A 17,127-nucleotide genomic window follows, 5' to 3' on the forward strand; every position below is an offset into this window, starting at 1 on the left:
TGGGGGCCGAGGTCTCGGCGCCGGGTGCGGGTGCGGCTGCGCCCACCCTCCCCCACTCTCAACTTCGTTCGAGCGGGGGGACCCCCGTCGCCCTGCGGAACGACTGCCCACAGCCTGGAGCGGTACGGCCCGGAGCGGCCCAGGCCGTACCGGCGCAGCCCGTGCAGCCGGTCGGCGGTGGCGGCTCCTTCCACGAGATGTGGCGGGAACTGCTTCCCGTCGGCCGCCATCCCGAGTCCCGCGGTTACCGGCGCTTCGCCTGGACCGGGGCCGACGCCGAGTGCCGCGCCTGGTTCCAGGAGCAGGCCGAGGCGCGTGGGCTGACGTACGAGGTCGACCGGAACGGCAACCAGTGGGCCTGGCTCGGCGACCCCACCGCCGGGAACGCCGTCGTCACCGGGTCGCATCTGGACTCCGTGCCGGACGGCGGCGCCTTCGACGGCCCCCTCGGTGTCGTGTCCTCGTTCGCCGCGCTCGACGAACTCCGACGCAGGGGGGCGGAGTTCACGAGGCCCCTCGCCATCGTCAACTTCGGTGACGAGGAGGGCGCCCGGTTCGGGCTCGCCTGTGTCGGGTCACGGCTCACCGCCGGGCAGCTCACCGTCGAGCAGGCGCACCGGCTGACCGACGGGGACGGGGTCACCCTGCCCCGGGCCATGGAGGCCGCCGGCTACGACCCCGACGCCATCGGCGCCGACCCCGAGCGGCTCGCCCGCATCGGCGCCTTCGTCGAACTGCACGTCGAACAGGGCCGGGCGCTGGACCTGTCCGGTGACCGGGTCGGCGTCGCCAGCGCCATCTGGCCGCACGGGCGCTGGCGGTTCGACTTCCGCGGCGAGGCCAACCACGCCGGCACCACCCGGCTGGCCGACCGGCGCGACCCCATGCTGTCGTACGCCGAGACCGTGCTCGCCGCCCGCCGCGAGGCCCAACTCGCCGGTGCCGTCGCCACCTTCGGGAAGATCGCCGTCGAGCCGAACGGCGTCAACGCCATCCCCTCCCTGGTGCGCGGCTGGCTCGACTCGCGCGCCGCCGACCAGGCCACCCTCGACACCGTCGTCGGCGGCATCGAGAAGGCGGCCCGGGAGTACGCGCAGGCGCACGGCATCGATCTCGACGTGGTCCGGGAGTCCTTCACCCCGGTCGTCGAGTTCGATCACGCCCTGCGGGACGAACTGGGCCGCATCCTCGGCCGGGACACCGGTCTCACCGTGCCCGTCCTGGGCACCGGTGCGGGACACGACGCCGGGATCCTCTCCGGGAGCATCCCGACCGCCATGCTGTTCGTGCGCAACCCCACCGGTGTCTCGCACTCCCCGGCCGAGTTCGCGGCCGAGGACGACTGCGTGGCCGGGGTGAGCGCGCTCGCCGACGTACTGGAAGGGCTGGCCTGCGGGTGACGACACGGACGACGTACTGGTTGGAGTACGCCTGGCTGGACACGCATGTCGAGCCCGGTGTCACCGTGGAGGTGGCGGACGGCCGGATCACCGCCGTCCGCACGGACACCCCCACCCCGCCGCCGGGGGCCGAGACCCTCCGCGGTCTCACCCTCCCCGGCCTGGCCAACGCCCACTCGCACGCCTTCCACCGCGCCCTGCGCGGCACCGTCCAGGTCGGCTCCGGGACCTTCTGGACCTGGCGCGAGGTGATGTACTCCTTCGCCGACCGGCTGACCCCGGAGACCTACCACGCGCTCGCCCGCGCGGTGTACGCCGAGATGGCGCTGGCGGGCATCGCCTGCGTCGGCGAGTTCCACTACGTCCACCACGCCCCCGGCGGCACCCCGTACGCCGACCCCAACGCCATGGGCGAGGCGCTGATCGCGGCCGCCGCCGACGCCGGTATCCGCATCACCCTCCTCGACACCGCCTACCTCTCCTCGGCCATCCTGAACGAGCACCGCGGAGAGGCTCCCAACGCCCACCAGCTCCGGTTCTCCGACGGCAGCGCGGAGGCCTGGGCCGAACGCTGTTCAGTTCTCAAGGAACGGGATCACGCGCGGATCGGTGCGGCCATCCACTCCGTACGGGCCGTGCCCGCCGGTCAGCTGGCGACCGTGGCCCGCTGGGCCGAGGAGCGGCGGGCCCCCCTCCATGTGCACCTGTCGGAGCAGACCGCCGAGAACGACGCCTGCCTGGCCGCCCACGGCCGCACCCCCACCCGCCTGCTCGCCGACCACGGCGTCCTCGGCCCGCGCACCACGGGCGTCCACAACACCCACCTCACCGACGAGGACGTCGCCCTGCTCGGCGGCTCCGGCACCGGCACGTGTATGTGCCCGACGACCGAACGGGACCTGGCCGACGGCATCGGACCGGCCGTCGCCCTCCAGCGGGCGGGCTCGCCGCTCTCCCTCGGCTCCGACAGCCACGCCGTCATCGACCTGCTCGAAGAGGCGCGCGCGATGGAGCTGAACGAGCGGCTGCGCACCCGCACCCGGGGCCACTGGACGGCCGCGGCCTTGCTGCGCGCCGCCTCCGCCGACGGCCACGCCGCCCTCGGCTGGGAGGCCGCCGGCACCATCGAGACCGGCATGCTCGCCGACCTGACGACGATCGCGCTCGACTCGGTCAGGACGGCAGGGCCGCTGCCCCGGCTGGGCGCCGAGACGGCCGTATTCGCGGCGACGGCAGCGGACGTACGGCACACGGTCGTGGGCGGGCGGCACGTCGTACGGGACGGTGCGCACACCCTCGTCCCCGATGTGCCACAGGCCCTCGCGCGGGCCGTGGAAGCCCTTCGCGCCTGACGGGCCGTCGAAGCATCCCGCGCCTGACGACCACCCACGAGGACACCATGAGCAGCAGCACCGTCATCACCAACATCGCCACGCTGGTCACCAACGACCCCTCCCTCGGTGACAACTCCCCTCTCGGTCTGATCCAGGACGCGGCCGTCGTCATCGACGGCGACCGGGTCGTGTGGACCGGTGAATCCAGCAAAGCACCCGCCACTGACAACCGGGTCGACGCGGGCGGCCGGGCGGTGCTGCCGGGCTTCGTGGACTCCCACTCCCACCTGGTCTTCGCGGGCGACCGCACCCAGGAGTTCAACGCCCGGATGTCCGGCCGGTCGTACACCGCGGGCGGCATCCGCACCACCGTCGCCGCCACCCGCGCCGCGACCGACGCGGAGCTGGAGGCGAACCTCACCCACTACCTCGCCGAGGCCCTCCGCCAGGGCACCACCACCTTCGAGACGAAGTCGGGCTACGGACTGACGGTCGAGGACGAGGCCCGGGCCCTGCGCATCGCCGCCGCCCACACCGAGGAGGTGACCTACCTCGGCGCCCACATCGTCCCCCCGGACTACGCCGACGACCCGGCCGGCTACGTCTCCCTGGTCACCGGCGAGATGCTCGACGCCTGTGCCCCGTACGCCCGTTGGGTCGACGTCTTCTGCGAGAAGGGCGCGTTCGACGGCGACCAGGCCCGTGCGATCCTCACGGCGGGCAAGGCGAAGGGCCTGACCCCGCGCGTCCACGCCAACCAGCTCTCCTACGGCCCCGGCGTCCAGCTGGCCGTCGAACTGGACGCGGCGAGCGCCGACCACTGCACCCACCTCACGGACGCGGACGTGGACGCCCTCGCGAACAGCGCGACGGTGGCCACCCTCCTCCCCGGCGCCGAGTTCTCCACCCGCGCCGAGTGGCCGGACGCCCGCCGCCTGCTCGACGCGGGCGTGACCGTGGCCCTGTCCACGGACTGCAACCCGGGCTCCTCCTTCACCTCCTCCGTCCCCTTCTGCATCGCCCTGGCCGTACGGGACATGCGCATGACCCCGGACGAGGCGGTGTGGTCGGCGACGGCGGGCGGCGCGCAGGCCCTGCGCAGGGACGACGTCGGCCGCCTCAGCCCCGGCGCCCGCGCCGACCTGACCCTGCTGGACGCCCCCAGCCACGTCCACCTCGCCTACCGGCCCGGGGTTCCGCTGGTCGCCGGGGTGTGGCGCAGGGGCGTTCGGGCCGTCGGCTGACTCAGCTCGCCCCGGCCCGCCAGCGCTGGGCCGTGCCGTCGTTCGCCGGGTCCAGGGAGAGCTGGTCGTCGCCGTTCGGGGTGAGGGCCGTCGCGAGGGCGATCTCCGGGCGGATCTCGCCGTCGAAGGTGACCGTGAAGCGCAGGTTGTCGCCGTGGTCGCCGTCCACCGACGAGCACTCCCAGATGCCCACGCCCTTGTCGACCGAACCCCGGCTGTCCAGGCAGAAGTCGGGGTCCGCGGCGGACTGCAGGACGCCCCGGCCGGTGTCGACCCGCCAGCGCTGGGTGGCGGAGGCGGAGCAGGCGGCCGTGACGACGTCGGTGCCGTTGTCGAAGTCGCCGTCCCGGACGTCCAGACACTGGCCGGTGGCGGCGTTCACGACCTGGGCGTAGCCGGCACCCGGGGGCTTCGGGGCGGGCGAGGGGGTCGGCGAGGCGGAGCGCGTCGGAGGCGGGGTGGGGGCCGGAGTCGGGGTCGGGCTGTGCGACGGCTTCGTGCGGGAGGGCGACGGGGAGAGGGTCGCCGTCGCCGTCACGGTCACCTGCGGGGTGGTGGGCGGTGCCGGTGCCGCGGCCGCCGGGTTCCGGGGGTGCGAGGCCGGGCGGGTCAGGAGCACCAGCAGCAGCGGTACGAGGGCCACGCCCAGCGCCGTGGAGGTCAGCAGGACGCGGCGGGACGGGGACCGGCGTCCGCGCACCGGGCCGGGCGCGGCGGGCGCCTGTGACGGGGTCTCCTGCCGTACGTACGCCGTTCCGCCCCAGGGCAGCAGCCACTCCGCCAGCGTGGTGCGCGGGCTGTCCCGGAGCGCGCTCAGATCCTCGAACGCGGCCGTGCAGTACGGGCAGTGGGCCATGTGCGCGTGCAGGTCGGTGCTGTGCCTCGGGTTCTCCGGGCGTACCGACTCCTCGATCAGCCGGCGGAAGTCCGCGCAGCGCGGGTCGTCGGAGGCGGCCAGACGGCGGCGGAGGCAGGCCTGCGCCAGGGACTGGAGCGCGGGCGGGGTGTCGTACCGGACGTCCTCGGGGGTCAGCCCCAGATGGGTGGCGGTCCCGGCGGGGGGTTCCTGGTCCAGTACGCCGTACCAGAGCAGGCCCTGGGTGCGGGACGGCAGGGACTGGAAGGCCGCGAGCAGGGGCGGGGCGGGCGGCTCGGAGGTGCCCGTCGAGTTCAGGACCAGGAGCACGGTGGGGTCCAGCGCGGCGGAGCGTTCGTCGTGCGCCCACTCGGCGGCCAGCCGCGCGGTCAGCAGGAGCAGGTGGTGGCGCAGGGGGACGACCGGCTCGGCGCCGCGCGCGATGTCCCGGGCGGCGGTGGTGAAGGTCCCCGCGGTGAGCCTGCGGGCCGCCGCGTCACCGGCCGTGCAGAGCCGGGCGTAGCCGAGGACCGCGGGCTGGTGGCGGGCGCGCAGCTCCTGGAGGGCCGGGTAGGCGGTGGCGGCGGGCGTGCGCAGGAGTTCGGTCAGGCGTGCGTCCGGGAGTGGGTTGTCCTGGACCATCGTGCGCCCCTTCGTGCCGGCCGGCCGTGTGCCCGTCCTTGCTGACGTACCGGCCAGTTTGGGGTGTGGGTGGGGCGCGAGGGAGCCCTTTGACGAAAAGAGACGGGCGGGAGGGACGGGGGAGAGTCGGGGGAGACACGGGGGGAGGGAAGGGCGGAGAAGGGGAGGAGAGGCGGGCGGGGCGGGCGGGGTGGCCGACGGGGGTGTGTCCGGCATACGGCTGTGGGCGCGCGGGAGCACCGGCTCCCGCGCGCCCACAGCCGTACGACCCCGGCCGGCCGCTTGTGTCACTCCTCCAGCGTCAGCGCCTTGCGCAGCTGCACCAGCGTCCGGGACAGCAGCCGGGACACGTGCATCTGCGAGATGCCGAGTTCCTCGCCGATCTCCGACTGGGTCATGCCGGCGACGAAGCGCAGCGAGAGGATCCTGCGGTCCCTGGAGGGGAGTTCGGCGATCAGCGGCTTCAGGGACTCGATGTACTCGATGCCTTCGAGGCTGTGGTCCTCGTAGCCGATGCGGTCCGCCAGGGCGCCCTCGGAGTCGTCCTCGTCCGGCTGTGCGTCCAGGGAGGAGGCCGTGTACGCGTTGGAGGCGGCCATGCCCTCGACGACCTCGTCGTTCGAGAGGCCGAGGCGTTCCGCGAGTTCCGCGACCGTCGGGGCGCGGTCCAGCTTCTGGGCCAGCTCGTCGCCCGCCTTGGCGAGGTCGATACGCAGCTCCTGGAGGCGGCGGGGGACCCGTACCGACCACGACGTGTCGCGGAAGAAGCGCTTGATCTCGCCGATGATGGTTGGCATCGCGAAGGTGGGGAACTCGACGCCGCGGGAGAGTTCGAAGCGGTCGATCGCCTTGATCAGGCCGATCGTGCCGACCTGGATGATGTCCTCCATCGGCTCGCTGCGGGAGCGGAACCGGGAGGCGGCGAACTTGACGAGGGCGAGGTTCAGTTCGACGAGAGTGTTGCGTACGTACGAGTACTCGTACGTGCCTTCCTCCAGCGACTCCAGCCGCTCGAAGAGGGTCTTGGACAGGGCTCGCGCGTCGACCGCGCCGACCTCGTCGTACGGGGGGATCTCGGGGAGGTCGAGCTCCGTGGCGAGTCCCTCGATGGCATCCAGTTGTTCCGGTGGGGGTGTCGACGTCGCCGTCCGGGTATGCGATGCGTCGAGCCGGGGTGACATGGTGTCCTCCATCGTTCTCGGCATAAGGCTGCCGAAGCCGTGCGTGCACTGCGGTGTGCGGCGCCTCCAAAGCCGGCCGTGTCGGTTTTCGTGTCCCTACTAGCCCTACCCGCTTCGGTGAGCCACTCGCAAGTCCGTTCTATTGGCATTTGTCCGATTGTGAGAGGTTGTTCGGGTGTCGGAGTACGTGGAGAAGGCGTAATGTTCGAGGGCGCCGACATGACGTCGGCGGATATCGGTGGGCATCGTCAGACATCGGTCAGACGGTGGTAAAAGCGGTCACGACCTCGGGAGAGAGACGGCAATGGACCACGGGACGGTCGGCAGCGCACAGTCGGGCCGGCTGCTGGTGGAAGTGCGGGAAGAGGGCCCCAGCGCCGTCGTGATTCCGGCGGGTGAGCTCGATCACCACACCGCCGATCTGCTGCGCGAGCCGCTCGACGATCTTCTCGACAAGGGCTTCTCGCGCCTTGTCGTCGACTGTTCACGCCTTGAGTTCTGCGACTCCACGGGGCTGAACGTGCTGCTCGGCACCCGGCTGCGGGCAGAGGCCGCCGGAGGCGGGGTGCATCTCGCCGGGATGCTGCCCGTCGTCGCCCGGGTGTTCGAGATCACGGGGGCCGAGGCGGTCTTCACCGTCCACGACTCGGTCGAGGCGGCCCTGGCCGATGAGCCCGGCGAAACCGGCGAAACAGACAGTGAGAGCTGAGGCCTGGCCCGGTATTCGGAACCAGGGGGTGTCCCGGCGGATCGCCCGGGCAGGAGACATTCTGGATCTGTCGGCGACCGACCCGGCCCGGTTGAGTAGGTCATGCCGACAGGCCCGTACGAACTGCAGCAATGCGAATTTGTGAATCGTGAACCGGTGAAACGGTGAGGTGAAGCGCTGATGAGCACCACCCGGCCTTACCCGCCGGGCGACCGCGGCCCGGAGACCGGCGGCGTCTCCGGGGTGTCCGAGGGGGCGGCGTCCGACGTGCCGTCCGACTCGTCGGGGGGTCGTCAGGTCCGCAGGCTGCGCCTGGTCGGTGAGAGCGGGGTCGTCCCGCTCGCTCGCGACTTCGCCCGGCAGGCGCTGTACGCGTGGGGCTGGCTGCCCGCCGCGTCCGCCGACCGCAGGGCGGCTGCGGAGGATGTGCTGCTCGTCGTCTCCGAACTCGTCACCAACGCGTGCCTGCATGCGGAGGGGCCGGACGAGTTGTTCCTGGCCTGCGACAACAAGGTGATCCGGGTGGAGGTGTCCGACCGGGGGGCCGGGCAGCCGGCGCCGCGGACTCCGCATCGGTCGGGGCGGCCGGGGGGGCACGGGATGTTCATCGTGCAGCGGCTGTGCCTGGACTGGGGGGTTGTCCGGGCGTCCGGCGAGACCGGGAAGACGGTCTGGGCGGAGCTGGGCGCGCCGGCGTAGGGGGAGCGGCGTGCGCCTGAGGGGTACGGCGTGCGCCTGAGGGGGTGCCGCGTTGTGCCGGACGGCGGCCGCGGGTTGTCTGTGGTTGCACGCGCCCACGCGGCGGAGCCGCACATCGACAGAGCCCCACGCCCCTTGCGGGGCGCTTCACTTGCGGGGCACTTCACTCACGGGGCGCTCACACTTCCGCCATGCCCTTTCTCTTCCTTCCTCATGTGCCCCGGCGTACCTTGACGGCCGAATCTGATACCTCGTCAGTAGCGAATGGGGTGGACCGACCGTGTCGTCGTACCCGAAACGCACCGCCGTGCTCGCGTCCGCCGCCGCCCTGGCCGGCTCGGCGATGCTGCTCACCGCCCCGGCGGCGCACGCCACCGTCGTCGACGTCAACTACGCCTGCAAGACGCCGATCGGCGACAAGAGCGCCGTCTCCCCGATCGACATCAAGGGCGTCCGGAGCGGCAGCGGCTACAAGATCACGATGTCCTGGCAGAAGGGGGTCTCCTCCAGCCCCGTCGAACTCGGCAAGGGCGCGATGAACCCGAGCGCCACCATCAAGCTCGGCGGCGCCGACAGCGGGACCCTGAACGTGACCGGCTCGCCCAACCAGGCCGCGATCCCCGCCAACACTCCCATCAAGATCAACGACCTGAGCGGCACCTACACGCCGGAGAAGACCGGCAAGGTGACGTTCACGGCGGGCATCCTCACCATCAAGGCGCTCGGTACGACGACCACCTGCAGCCCCACCAACAACCCGGGCCCGTCCCTGACCCTGGACGTGAGCGCCGCGAGCGGAGGCGGCTCCACCGGCTCCTCCGGCTCCACCGGCTCCACCGGATCCGGCTCGTCGTCCGGCGGCACCGGCGGCGACTCCGCGGGCACCCTCCCGAAGACCGGCCCCGAGGACTCGTTCGTCGCGCTCGGCACCCTCGGCGGCACTGTGCTGCTCGCGGGCGCGGCCGGCGCCCTCTGGCTGACCCGGCGGAACCAGGCCGTACGCCGCTGACCCCGAGGGTCCGACCGCTGGAGCCGCCCATGCCGTCCGCCCAGTCCGCCACCCGTGTGCTCGGCCTCGCCGTGCTGACCCTGCTCGCCACCGCCCCGCGCGCCGCGGCGGCCGGGGGCTGGTCACTCGCGCCCGCGGGCGGCGGCCGCCCGTCCTTCTACGCCGAGGGCGCCCCCGGGGCGGTCCTCCAGGACACCGTGTCGGTGACCAACCGCGGCGGCCACCCGGTCACGGTACGGCTGTCCGGCACCGGCGTCCCCGTCGCCTTCGCCGAGCCGACCGTCCGTGTCCCCGCGCGCACCCGGGCCGACGTCCCCTTCACGGTGACCGTCCCCAGCGGTGCCGCCCCCGGCGACCGTCCCGGCACACTCGTCGCGAAGGACGCCGACGGCCGCACCGCCACCGTCCGCGTCCGGCTGCGCGTCGGCGGCCCCACCCTGACCGCGCTGACCGTCGAACACGTCGCCGTCCATGGCGACCGCATCACCTACGAGCTGGTCAACCGGGGGACGACCGTCCTCGTACCGAAGCTCGCGGTACGCGCGGACGGGGTCTTCGGCCGGGACCTCCTGGACCGGGCCCCGCGCACCCTCCCGGTCCGCCTCGCCCCCGGCAGCCGCACCGAACTCAGCGAGCCCTGGCCCGGCCACCCCGCCCTGGACGCGGTCGACGTCCGGCTGACGGCGACGGCGGGCGGCGCGCGCGACACGGGGGTCGCGCGGGCGCGGTTCGTGCCGTGGGGTGCGGTCGCGGGGACCGCGGGTGCGCTGGCGGCCGGGGCCGCTGTGACGGTCGTACGACTGCGCAGGCGCCGTGCCGACCAGGCGACGGCCGGACCCCTGTCCATGGAGGCCGAGTTGACGGGAGCGGCGAGGTGAGAGCACGTGCGATCGCGATATCGACGGCGCTGGCGGCGGTGTTCGCGCTGCTTCTGACGCCCCTGGCCGCGGCCGCCGACGGACCGGCCGTCAAGGTCTCCGAGGCTCAGGCCGGCACCGGCGGGTCGATCACCGTGAGCGGCACCGGCTGGCGGCCGCACACCCTGCTGATGATGCTGATCTGCGGCCAGGCCACCCCCGCCCGGGGCGTGATCGGCGGCACCAACTCCTGCGCCAACGCCGACGGGCGGGCCGTCACCACCGACGCGAAGGGCGGCTTCGGCAAGCAGCTCCCGGTCGCCGAGCCGCCGGTGCCCTGCCCCTGCGTGGTGCACGTGGCCACCGTGACCGGTGCGAAGGCCGACGCGGACGCCGGCTTCCAGGTCGCCGGGCACCCCGTGAAGGCGCTGCCCGCCGAGCCCACCGGCGGACGCCTCTCGATGCTCACCGACACCCGCCTCGACGGCTCCTCCGGCCTGCTGACCTGGTTCGGCGCACCCCCCTCCCGCACCCTCGTCTTCACCATCGGCAACGCGGGCTCCACCACCCTCAAGGACCCTGTCTTCCAAGTCGGCACCGCGCACGGCGTGTTCGCCCCCCAGTGGGACGAGCAGCAGTGGCGCGGCACCCTGGCGCCCGGCAAGAAGGCGCAGATCAAACTGCCCGTCGAACTCTCCGCGGGGGCGCACGGCGACTACACCGTCTCCCTCCGGTACGACGGCAAGGTCCTCGCCGAGCAGCCCTGGGGCGTCGGCCGTCCCTGGGGGGTGACCCTGTTCTGGATCCTGCTCTGCGTGGTCGTACCGGCCGCCGTCTTCCGCATCGGCATGGCGGTGGTGGACCGGGTGCGACCGCCCCGCGCGGGCGGCATCCGCCACCGGGGCGTGCACCGCCCGACCCTGCGCCTGCCGCGTCTGCGCGCGCCGGAGCCCGCGCCCGACACGACCTCGACCCTGCCGTGGTTCACCCCGGACAACGATCCGGGCACGGCGGCCGGTCCGCTCTCCGCACCGCACGACGACAGTTCCACGAGTCCCACGACTCCCACCAGGAAGGGAACCACGTGACCATGCGAAGGAGAGTGACACCGGTCAGAGCGGGCGCGGCGGCGGCCGCGCTGGTCCTCGGCGGGGCGGGCCTGCTGCTGGGCGCGGCCGCCGGGACCGCACAGGCGGCCGAGGTGTCGTTCGCGACCCACTGCGTACCGCCCGCCGGGGTCGCCGACCCCGTCGACGGGACCACGACGGTGGAGATCACCGCGCCCGCCACCGCGAAGGTCGGCGACACGGTCGACATCACCTGGAAGTTCGTGCAGGCCGCGTCCAAGAACCCGGACATCATCGACCTGCCCGCCAACTCCGTCCAGCCGTCCGGCACGCTCAAGGCGGCCGGCGCCCAGACCGCCGACATCGCCCTGCAGGGGCCGCGCGAGAACCCGGCGATCCCCAAGGGCGGCGACATGGTGCTGTCCGACATGACGGGCACGCTGAAACTGACGTCACCCGGCGAGGTGACGCTCACCCCGGACGCGTACAAGGTCAACGCGTTCGGGACGGACACCGTGTGCACCCCCTCGGCGACCGTGCAGAAGGCGGCGACGATCGAGGTGACCGGCGGCGGTTCCAGCGACTCGGCGACACCGACCGACACCGGCTCGGCCTCCCCGTCCCCCTCGGACTCGGCGTCGGAGTCCGCCTCCGCCTCCCCGTCCGACTCGGCCTCGGCCTCGGCCTCCGCATCCGCCTCCGACGGCACGGGTACCGGCCAGACCGACTTCACGGGCAAGGAGGTCGAGGTCCCCTACGCCTGCAAGACGCCCATCGGCGACAAGAACGCGACCTCCCCGGTGCAGATCAACGCCAAGAAGAACGGCGGGAGTTTCGACCTCACCGTGCAGTTCAACGGGTCGGTGATGGACAGCCCGGCGGACATCCCGGCGGACTCGGTGAAGCCGTCGATGGAGGTGGTCCTGGGCGGCGCGGACAAGGGCACGGTCCATGTGGAGGGCCCCACCAACTCCTCCGCGATCAAGTCCGGCGACCCGATCGACATCCCGGACCTGACCGGCACGTACAAGCCGGGCGCGAGCGGCGAGTCGACGCTGTCACCGGGTGTGCTGACGGTCAACGCGCTGGGCACGACGACGACCTGCACGCCGACCAAGTCGGAGGTGTCGTTGACGCTGGACACGACGGAGCAGGCGAGCGGCGCGTCGGGCGGTTCGTCGACGTCGGGCGGTTCGGCGGGCAGTTCGAGCGGCAGCGGCGGCCTGGCGGAGACGGGCGACAGCAGCAACGGGGCGGTGAAGGCACTTGGACTGGTGGCAGGAACGGCCATCTTGCTGGGCGGCGCTGTGTTCACCTTCATGCCACGAAAAAGGATGAGGTGACTTAGTCAGGGGCGCGGGGAACTGCGCGACCAGCCACATCCGGCGGATAGCCGAGACACGACGAGGGCCACCCCGTTCAAAAGAACGCGGTGGCCCTCTGTCAGAAGACGCGGAAGACGATCAGTGAACGTCGCCCATGAGCTCCCGGACCTTCTTCCGGTACATCCACACCGCCGCACCGGCGAGCACCGCCAGCACCGCCTGGAACGCCACGATCCCCGTCTTGTTGAGGTCGACGCCGGCGATGGACAGCAGACCGGTCGTCGCGTCGCCCGCGGTGACCGCCAGGAACCACACACCCATCATCTGGGACGCGTACTTCGCCGGAGCCATCTTGGTCGTCACGGACAGACCCACCGGAGAGAGCAGCAGCTCACCCACGGTCTGCACGAAGTAGATGCCGACCAGCCACATCGCCGCGGCCTTGTGACCGCCGTCCGCGATCGACAGCGGCGCGAGGAACAGGAAGAACGACGCACCGATCAGCACCAGACCACCGGCGAACTTCACGGCCGTGCTCGGCTCCTTGCCGCGCCGTGCCATCGCCAGCCACGCCCAGGCGAAGACCGGCGCGAACGCCATGATCATGACCGGGTTGACGGACTGGTACCAGGAGACCGGGAACTCCCAGCCGAAGATGGTGTTCCGCGCGGAGGCCTCGGCGAACAGGGAGACCGTCGAGCCACCCTGGTCGTAGATCATCCAGAAGACCGCGGCGGCCACGAAGAACCAGATGTACGCGCTCATCTTGGACTGGTCGGCGCGGTCCAGGTCCTTGTCGCGCTTGATGCGGGCGATGACGACGACCGGGATCAGCAGACCGGCGATCGTGATCGGGACCAGCAGCCAGTTCAGCGTGTAGACGCCGGAGACACCCACGACGGCGTAGAAGACCACGGCGACGGCGGCCCACAGACCGGCCTTGGTGAGCGTCGCCTTCTTCTCCGCGGCGGACAGCGGCGTCGGGACGATGTCCGAACGCGAGCTCAGGTGGCGCGTGCCGAGCAGGAACTGGGCCAGGCCCAGCGCCATGCCGAGCGCGGCCAGCGCGAAGCCGAGGTGCCAGTTGTAGTTCTCGCCGACCGTGCCGATGGCCAGCGGCGCGGCGAACGCGCCCACGTTGATGCCGATGTAGAAGAGCGTGAAGCCACCGTCGCGGCGCGGGTCGTCCGGACCGTCGTACAGGTGACCGACCATCGTGGAGATGTTGGCCTTCAGCAGACCTGAGCCTATGGCGACCAGGCCGAGGCCCGCGAAGAACGTTCCGGCGCTGGGCAGCGCCAGCGTCAGGTGGCCGAGCATGATGATCACGCCCGCGACGGCGACCGTCTTACGGGGGCCGAGGACACGGTCGGCGAACCAGCCGCCCGGCAGGGCGAGCAGGTACACGAGCGACAGGTACACCGAGTAGATCGCCGTCGCCGTGGCAGCGCTCATGTGCAGGCCGCCGGGCGCGACCAGGTACAGCGGGAGCAGGGCCTTCATGCCGTAGTAGGAGAAACGCTCCCACATCTCGGTCATGAAGAGAGTGGCCAGTCCGCGGGGGTGGCCGAAGAAGGTCCTCTCGGAACCGGGGGTGCCCGGTCGGACCGAGTCCTTCGTCAGGCTGGACGCCATGGGTCGTTCCTTGCTGGTCGGGACGCGCGGTGGGGCTGTGCGCGCCCGTGGGGGGAGCGGCCGGCACCGGCGGGTCGGACCGTCCACCCCACGCCCAGGGGAGTCCACCCCGGATCACGGAGCGGCGGACGGCGACCACCGGGATCCACGCGCCGTGACGCTGTGTCGCGTCCGGAGCCCGGCCAGAGGTCATTCCTTTCGAGGCCGGCCTGGGCCGACCCGCACACAAAAGAGACCTTCAGCGTCAAAGCCCACCAAAGGTCACCGGGTGTACTACAGGCGTTCACGTCACTGTACGTCAGGACACTGCCGTATATGGAAGGACTTGAGACACGGATCACAGGTGTCGGGGGAACCGGGCGCCCGCATTCGAAGGCCCCTCTACGGTCTCACCTCTCGCTCACAGGTTCGTACCACTGTGCCCCAAGGTAAGAATCCCTGGAGCCGATCACACCCCGGCACAGCGCGTAATCGGACTACCATCACCTCATGACCCGTGTACTGCTCGCCGAGGACGACGCGTCCATTTCGGAGCCGCTGGCCCGCGCACTGCGCCGGGAAGGTTACGAGGTCGAGGTGCGCGAGGACGGACCCACCGCGCTCGACGCCGGAATGCAGGGCGGCATCGACCTGGTCGTGCTGGACCTCGGGCTGCCCGGCATGGACGGCCTGGAGGTGGCGCGTCGGCTGCGTGCCGAGGGCCACGCCGTACCGATCCTCATCCTCACCGCGCGGGCCGACGAGGTGGACACCGTCGTCGGCCTGGACGCGGGTGCCGACGACTACGTCACCAAGCCGTTCCGGCTCGCCGAACTGCTCGCCCGGGTACGGGCGCTGCTCCGCCGCGGCGCCGCGGAGCCCGCGCAGCCGCCGGCCACGCACGGGGTGCGGATCGACGTCGAGTCGCACCGGGCGTGGATGGGCGACGAGGAACTCCAGCTCACCGCGAAGGAGTTCGACCTGCTGCGGGTGCTGGTGCGGGACGCCGGGCGGGTGGTTACTCGTGACCAGTTGATGCGGGAGGTCTGGGACACGACGTGGTGGTCGTCGACCAAGACGCTCGACATGCACATCTCGTGGCTGCGGAAGAAGCTCGGCGACGATGCGGCGAACCCGCGGTACATCGCTACGGTGCGTGGTGTCGGGTTCCGTTTCGAAAAGAGCTAGGTCGGCTACGCGCGTCGCGCCGTGGGTGGCTCGGGTAGGTGCGCGACCTGCCGTCGTGTGTGGCTGGCCGCGCCCACGCGGCGGAGCCGCACATGTCAGCGCCCCGCGCCCCTGAAGGGGCGCTGAAGTCGCCGTTTCTCGGAGAGTGCCGTGCGTCGTCGTCTGATCCAGTCCACCCTCGCCGTCGTGCTCGTCGTCATCGCCGTGTTCGGCGTCTCCTTGGTGATCGTCGAGAGTCGGACCATCAGCAACAGTGCCCAGGAGCGGGTGGACTCCGAGGCGCTCCGGCTCGCCAGCATCGTCGACAGCCGCATCCTCGGGGACGAGGACGTCACCTCCGCGATACTGCACAGCCAGGTCGGCAAGGACCAGTACGCCGTCATCCGGATCCCGGGCAAGGCGCCGATCGAGCTCGGGGTCAAGCCCGAGGGCGATGTCATCCACTACACCGCCGACGGCGAGGAAGGCGAGACGGTCACCGTCCAGGAGCCGCGCTCCACGGTGACCCGGGAGGTCGGCCGTACCCTGCTGATCATCGGGGCCGTCGCGCTGCTCGCCGTGATCGCCGCCGTGCTGCTGGCCATCCGGCAGGCCAACCGGCTCGCCTCCCCGCTCACCGACCTCGCCGAGACCGCCGAGCGGCTGGGCTCCGGCGACCCGCGCCCCCGGCACAAGCGGTACGGCGTCCCGGAGCTGGACCGGGTCGCCGACGTGCTGGACTCCTCCGCCGAGCGGATTGGGCGGATGCTCACCGCCGAGCGACGGCTGGCCGCCGACGCCTCCCACCAGCTGCGCACCCCGCTGACCGCGCTGTCCATGCGGCTCGAGGAGATCACCCTCACCGACGACCCGGACACCGTGAAGGAGGAGGCGAACGTGGCGTTGACGCAGGTGGAGCGGTTGACCGATGTCGTGGAGCGGCTGCTGACGAATTCCCGCGACCCGCGCACCGGCTCCGCCGTCACCTTCGACCTCGACGAGGTCATCCAGCAGCAGCTCGCCGAGTGGCGGCCCGCCTACCGCAGCTCGGGCCGGGCGATCGTCAGCTCCGGCAAGCGGCATCTGCGGGCGGTGGGCACGCCGGGCGCGGTCGCCCAGGTGCTGGCCGCGCTGATCGAGAACTCGCTGATGCACGGCGGCGGCACGGTCGCCCTGCGCACCCGGGTCACCGGCAACCAGGCGGTCGTCGAGGTGACCGACGAGGGCGCCGGGGTGCCCGCCGACCTCGGCAACCGGATCTTCGAGCGGACGATCAGCGGCCGTAACTCCACCGGGATCGGGCTGGCCGTCGCCCGCGACCTCGCGGAGGCCGACGGTGGCCGCCTGGAACTGCTCCAGGCCCAGCCGCCGGTGTTCGGCCTGTTCCTGTCCCGCACCCCGCCGGCCCACAAGCCGCCGGACGACGACCGGCCGACGGTCCGCTAGGAAGACTCAGAAGACCCGCTGCTTCGGCTTGGGGTCCCGGGAGTCGGCGGCATGCTCCAGGATCGCCTCCGCGTCGGCGACCGTCTCACGGGCCGGCAGCGCCTTGAACACCCAGCTGCGGTACGACCAGAAACGGAACAGGGTCGCCACGCCGATGCCGACGAACTTGAAGACGTTGCTCTGCAGCGGGCTGTCCCAGCCGAAGCCGTAGGTCGCCAGATACAGCAGACCGTTCTCGATCACCAGGCCGACCGCGCTGAACAGCAGGAACAGGGTGAGTTCCTTGGTGCGGCCGCCCTTGTCACGGTCCCGGTACGTCCAGTAGCGGAAGCCGAGGTAGTTGAAGACAATGGCGACGACGGTGGCTATCACGCTCGCCCGCACCACCGGAAGCTCGGTGAGGTGCCGGACCAGGTTGAAGACGCCGAGATTGACGAGAATGCCGGCCCCGCCGACGGCGCCGAATTTGGCGACCTCGCGTACGAGCCGTTGCAGCCCCGAGGAACCACGTTCCATGGTTGTGCGGGCTCCCGTCCATAGGCATTGGCGACCCAGCCATGCTAACGACCCAGCATGT

General features: G+C 71.8%; 15 protein-coding genes. 11 read left to right on the plus strand and 4 right to left on the minus strand.

The window, feature by feature from the left end; genetic code table 11:
* Positions 1 to 197 precede the first annotated feature (197 nt).
* From AB0N16_RS30740 to hutI, 3 genes are read left to right on the plus strand one after another with little or no spacing between them, the layout of a single operon-like run.
* Complete coding sequence (locus AB0N16_RS30740; RefSeq protein WP_365802437.1) at positions 198 to 1,400, plus strand: allantoate amidohydrolase; 1,203 nt, start codon at positions 198 to 200, stop codon at positions 1,398 to 1,400.
* Positions 1,397 to 2,752: a formimidoylglutamate deiminase gene (locus tag AB0N16_RS30745; RefSeq protein ID WP_365802307.1), complete on the plus strand. Its 1,356-nt coding sequence runs from the start codon at positions 1,397 to 1,399 to the stop codon at positions 2,750 to 2,752. The genes AB0N16_RS30740 and AB0N16_RS30745 overlap by 4 nt, the downstream gene beginning before the upstream one ends.
* A gap of 47 nt (positions 2,753 to 2,799) precedes the next feature.
* On the plus strand, positions 2,800 to 3,978 hold the full coding sequence (hutI, locus tag AB0N16_RS30750; RefSeq protein ID WP_365802309.1) for an imidazolonepropionase: 1,179 nt from the start codon (positions 2,800 to 2,802) through the stop codon (positions 3,976 to 3,978).
* Position 3,979: 1 nt separating this feature from the next.
* Here hutI and AB0N16_RS30755 read toward each other — a convergent pair whose 3' ends face one another.
* The gene (locus tag AB0N16_RS30755) at positions 3,980 to 5,476 is read right to left on the minus strand and encodes an RICIN domain-containing protein (protein ID WP_365802311.1); all 1,497 of its coding nucleotides are present in this window, start codon (positions 5,474 to 5,476) and stop codon (positions 3,980 to 3,982) included.
* Between the two features lie 287 nt (positions 5,477 to 5,763).
* On the minus strand, positions 5,764 to 6,657 hold the full coding sequence (locus AB0N16_RS30760; RefSeq protein WP_365802439.1) for an RNA polymerase sigma factor SigF: 894 nt from the start codon (positions 6,655 to 6,657) through the stop codon (positions 5,764 to 5,766).
* A 304-nt stretch (positions 6,658 to 6,961) separates the two neighbouring features.
* On the opposite strand from AB0N16_RS30760, the gene AB0N16_RS30765 reads away from it, so the two are divergent.
* The 6 genes from AB0N16_RS30765 to AB0N16_RS30790 all read left to right on the plus strand — a co-directional run bounded on the left by AB0N16_RS30765 (position 6,962) and on the right by AB0N16_RS30790 (position 12,341).
* Positions 6,962 to 7,366, plus strand: coding sequence for an STAS domain-containing protein (locus tag AB0N16_RS30765; protein WP_365802313.1), 405 nt, complete (start codon positions 6,962 to 6,964; stop codon positions 7,364 to 7,366).
* 180 nt (positions 7,367 to 7,546) lie between these two features.
* The gene (locus AB0N16_RS30770; protein ID WP_365802315.1) at positions 7,547 to 8,065 is read left to right on the plus strand and encodes an ATP-binding protein; all 519 of its coding nucleotides are present in this window, start codon (positions 7,547 to 7,549) and stop codon (positions 8,063 to 8,065) included.
* Positions 8,066 to 8,408: 343 nt separating this feature from the next.
* Entirely contained in the window at positions 8,409 to 9,074 is a 666-nt protein-coding gene (locus AB0N16_RS30775; RefSeq protein ID WP_365802441.1) for an LPXTG cell wall anchor domain-containing protein, read from the plus strand.
* A 29-nt stretch (positions 9,075 to 9,103) separates the two neighbouring features.
* Positions 9,104 to 9,952, plus strand: coding sequence for a hypothetical protein (locus AB0N16_RS30780; protein ID WP_365802317.1), 849 nt, complete (start codon positions 9,104 to 9,106; stop codon positions 9,950 to 9,952).
* The gene (locus AB0N16_RS30785) at positions 9,949 to 11,019 is read left to right on the plus strand and encodes a hypothetical protein (protein WP_365802319.1); all 1,071 of its coding nucleotides are present in this window, start codon (positions 9,949 to 9,951) and stop codon (positions 11,017 to 11,019) included. The genes AB0N16_RS30780 and AB0N16_RS30785 overlap by 4 nt, the downstream gene beginning before the upstream one ends.
* Before the next feature lie 2 nt (positions 11,020 to 11,021).
* The gene (locus AB0N16_RS30790) at positions 11,022 to 12,341 is read left to right on the plus strand and encodes a hypothetical protein (protein WP_365802321.1); all 1,320 of its coding nucleotides are present in this window, start codon (positions 11,022 to 11,024) and stop codon (positions 12,339 to 12,341) included.
* Between the two features lie 120 nt (positions 12,342 to 12,461).
* Here AB0N16_RS30790 and AB0N16_RS30795 read toward each other — a convergent pair whose 3' ends face one another.
* Complete coding sequence (locus AB0N16_RS30795; protein WP_365802323.1) at positions 12,462 to 13,958, minus strand: oligopeptide:H+ symporter; 1,497 nt, start codon at positions 13,956 to 13,958, stop codon at positions 12,462 to 12,464.
* A 489-nt stretch (positions 13,959 to 14,447) separates the two neighbouring features.
* Here AB0N16_RS30795 and AB0N16_RS30800 point away from each other — a divergent pair, with 489 nt between their 5' ends.
* Positions 14,448 to 15,125: a response regulator transcription factor gene (locus AB0N16_RS30800; protein WP_007382513.1), complete on the plus strand. Its 678-nt coding sequence runs from the start codon at positions 14,448 to 14,450 to the stop codon at positions 15,123 to 15,125.
* A gap of 150 nt (positions 15,126 to 15,275) precedes the next feature.
* Entirely contained in the window at positions 15,276 to 16,550 is a 1,275-nt protein-coding gene (locus AB0N16_RS30805; protein WP_365802325.1) for an ATP-binding protein, read from the plus strand.
* Positions 16,551 to 16,556: 6 nt separating this feature from the next.
* Here AB0N16_RS30805 and AB0N16_RS30810 read toward each other — a convergent pair whose 3' ends face one another.
* Positions 16,557 to 17,066: a GtrA family protein gene (locus AB0N16_RS30810; RefSeq protein ID WP_365802327.1), complete on the minus strand. Its 510-nt coding sequence runs from the start codon at positions 17,064 to 17,066 to the stop codon at positions 16,557 to 16,559.
* Positions 17,067 to 17,127 lie beyond the last annotated feature (61 nt).

This window comes from Streptomyces sp. NPDC051105 (assembly GCF_040682795.1).
Lineage (GTDB): Bacteria > Actinomycetota > Actinomycetes > Streptomycetales > Streptomycetaceae > Streptomyces.

Excerpts from the sequence above, each read along its gene's own strand:
- AB0N16_RS30740 (WP_365802437.1), top strand. The coding sequence starts at position 198 with ATGTGGCGGGAACTGCTTCCCGTCGGCCGCCATCCCGAGTCCCGCGGT.
- hutI (WP_365802309.1), top strand. The coding sequence starts at position 2,800 with ATGAGCAGCAGCACCGTCATCACCAACATCGCCACGCTGGTCACCAAC.
- AB0N16_RS30755 (WP_365802311.1), bottom strand. The coding sequence starts at position 5,476 with ATGGTCCAGGACAACCCACTCCCGGACGCACGCCTGACCGAACTCCTG.
- AB0N16_RS30760 (WP_365802439.1), bottom strand. The coding sequence starts at position 6,657 with ATGTCACCCCGGCTCGACGCATCGCATACCCGGACGGCGACGTCGACA.
- AB0N16_RS30765 (WP_365802313.1), top strand. The coding sequence starts at position 6,962 with ATGGACCACGGGACGGTCGGCAGCGCACAGTCGGGCCGGCTGCTGGTG.
- AB0N16_RS30770 (WP_365802315.1), top strand. The coding sequence starts at position 7,547 with ATGAGCACCACCCGGCCTTACCCGCCGGGCGACCGCGGCCCGGAGACC.
- AB0N16_RS30775 (WP_365802441.1), top strand. The coding sequence starts at position 8,409 with ATGCTGCTCACCGCCCCGGCGGCGCACGCCACCGTCGTCGACGTCAAC.
- AB0N16_RS30780 (WP_365802317.1), top strand. The coding sequence starts at position 9,104 with ATGCCGTCCGCCCAGTCCGCCACCCGTGTGCTCGGCCTCGCCGTGCTG.
- AB0N16_RS30790 (WP_365802321.1), top strand. The coding sequence starts at position 11,022 with ATGCGAAGGAGAGTGACACCGGTCAGAGCGGGCGCGGCGGCGGCCGCG.
- AB0N16_RS30795 (WP_365802323.1), bottom strand. The coding sequence starts at position 13,958 with ATGGCGTCCAGCCTGACGAAGGACTCGGTCCGACCGGGCACCCCCGGT.
- AB0N16_RS30800 (WP_007382513.1), top strand. The coding sequence starts at position 14,448 with ATGACCCGTGTACTGCTCGCCGAGGACGACGCGTCCATTTCGGAGCCG.
- AB0N16_RS30810 (WP_365802327.1), bottom strand. The coding sequence starts at position 17,066 with ATGGAACGTGGTTCCTCGGGGCTGCAACGGCTCGTACGCGAGGTCGCC.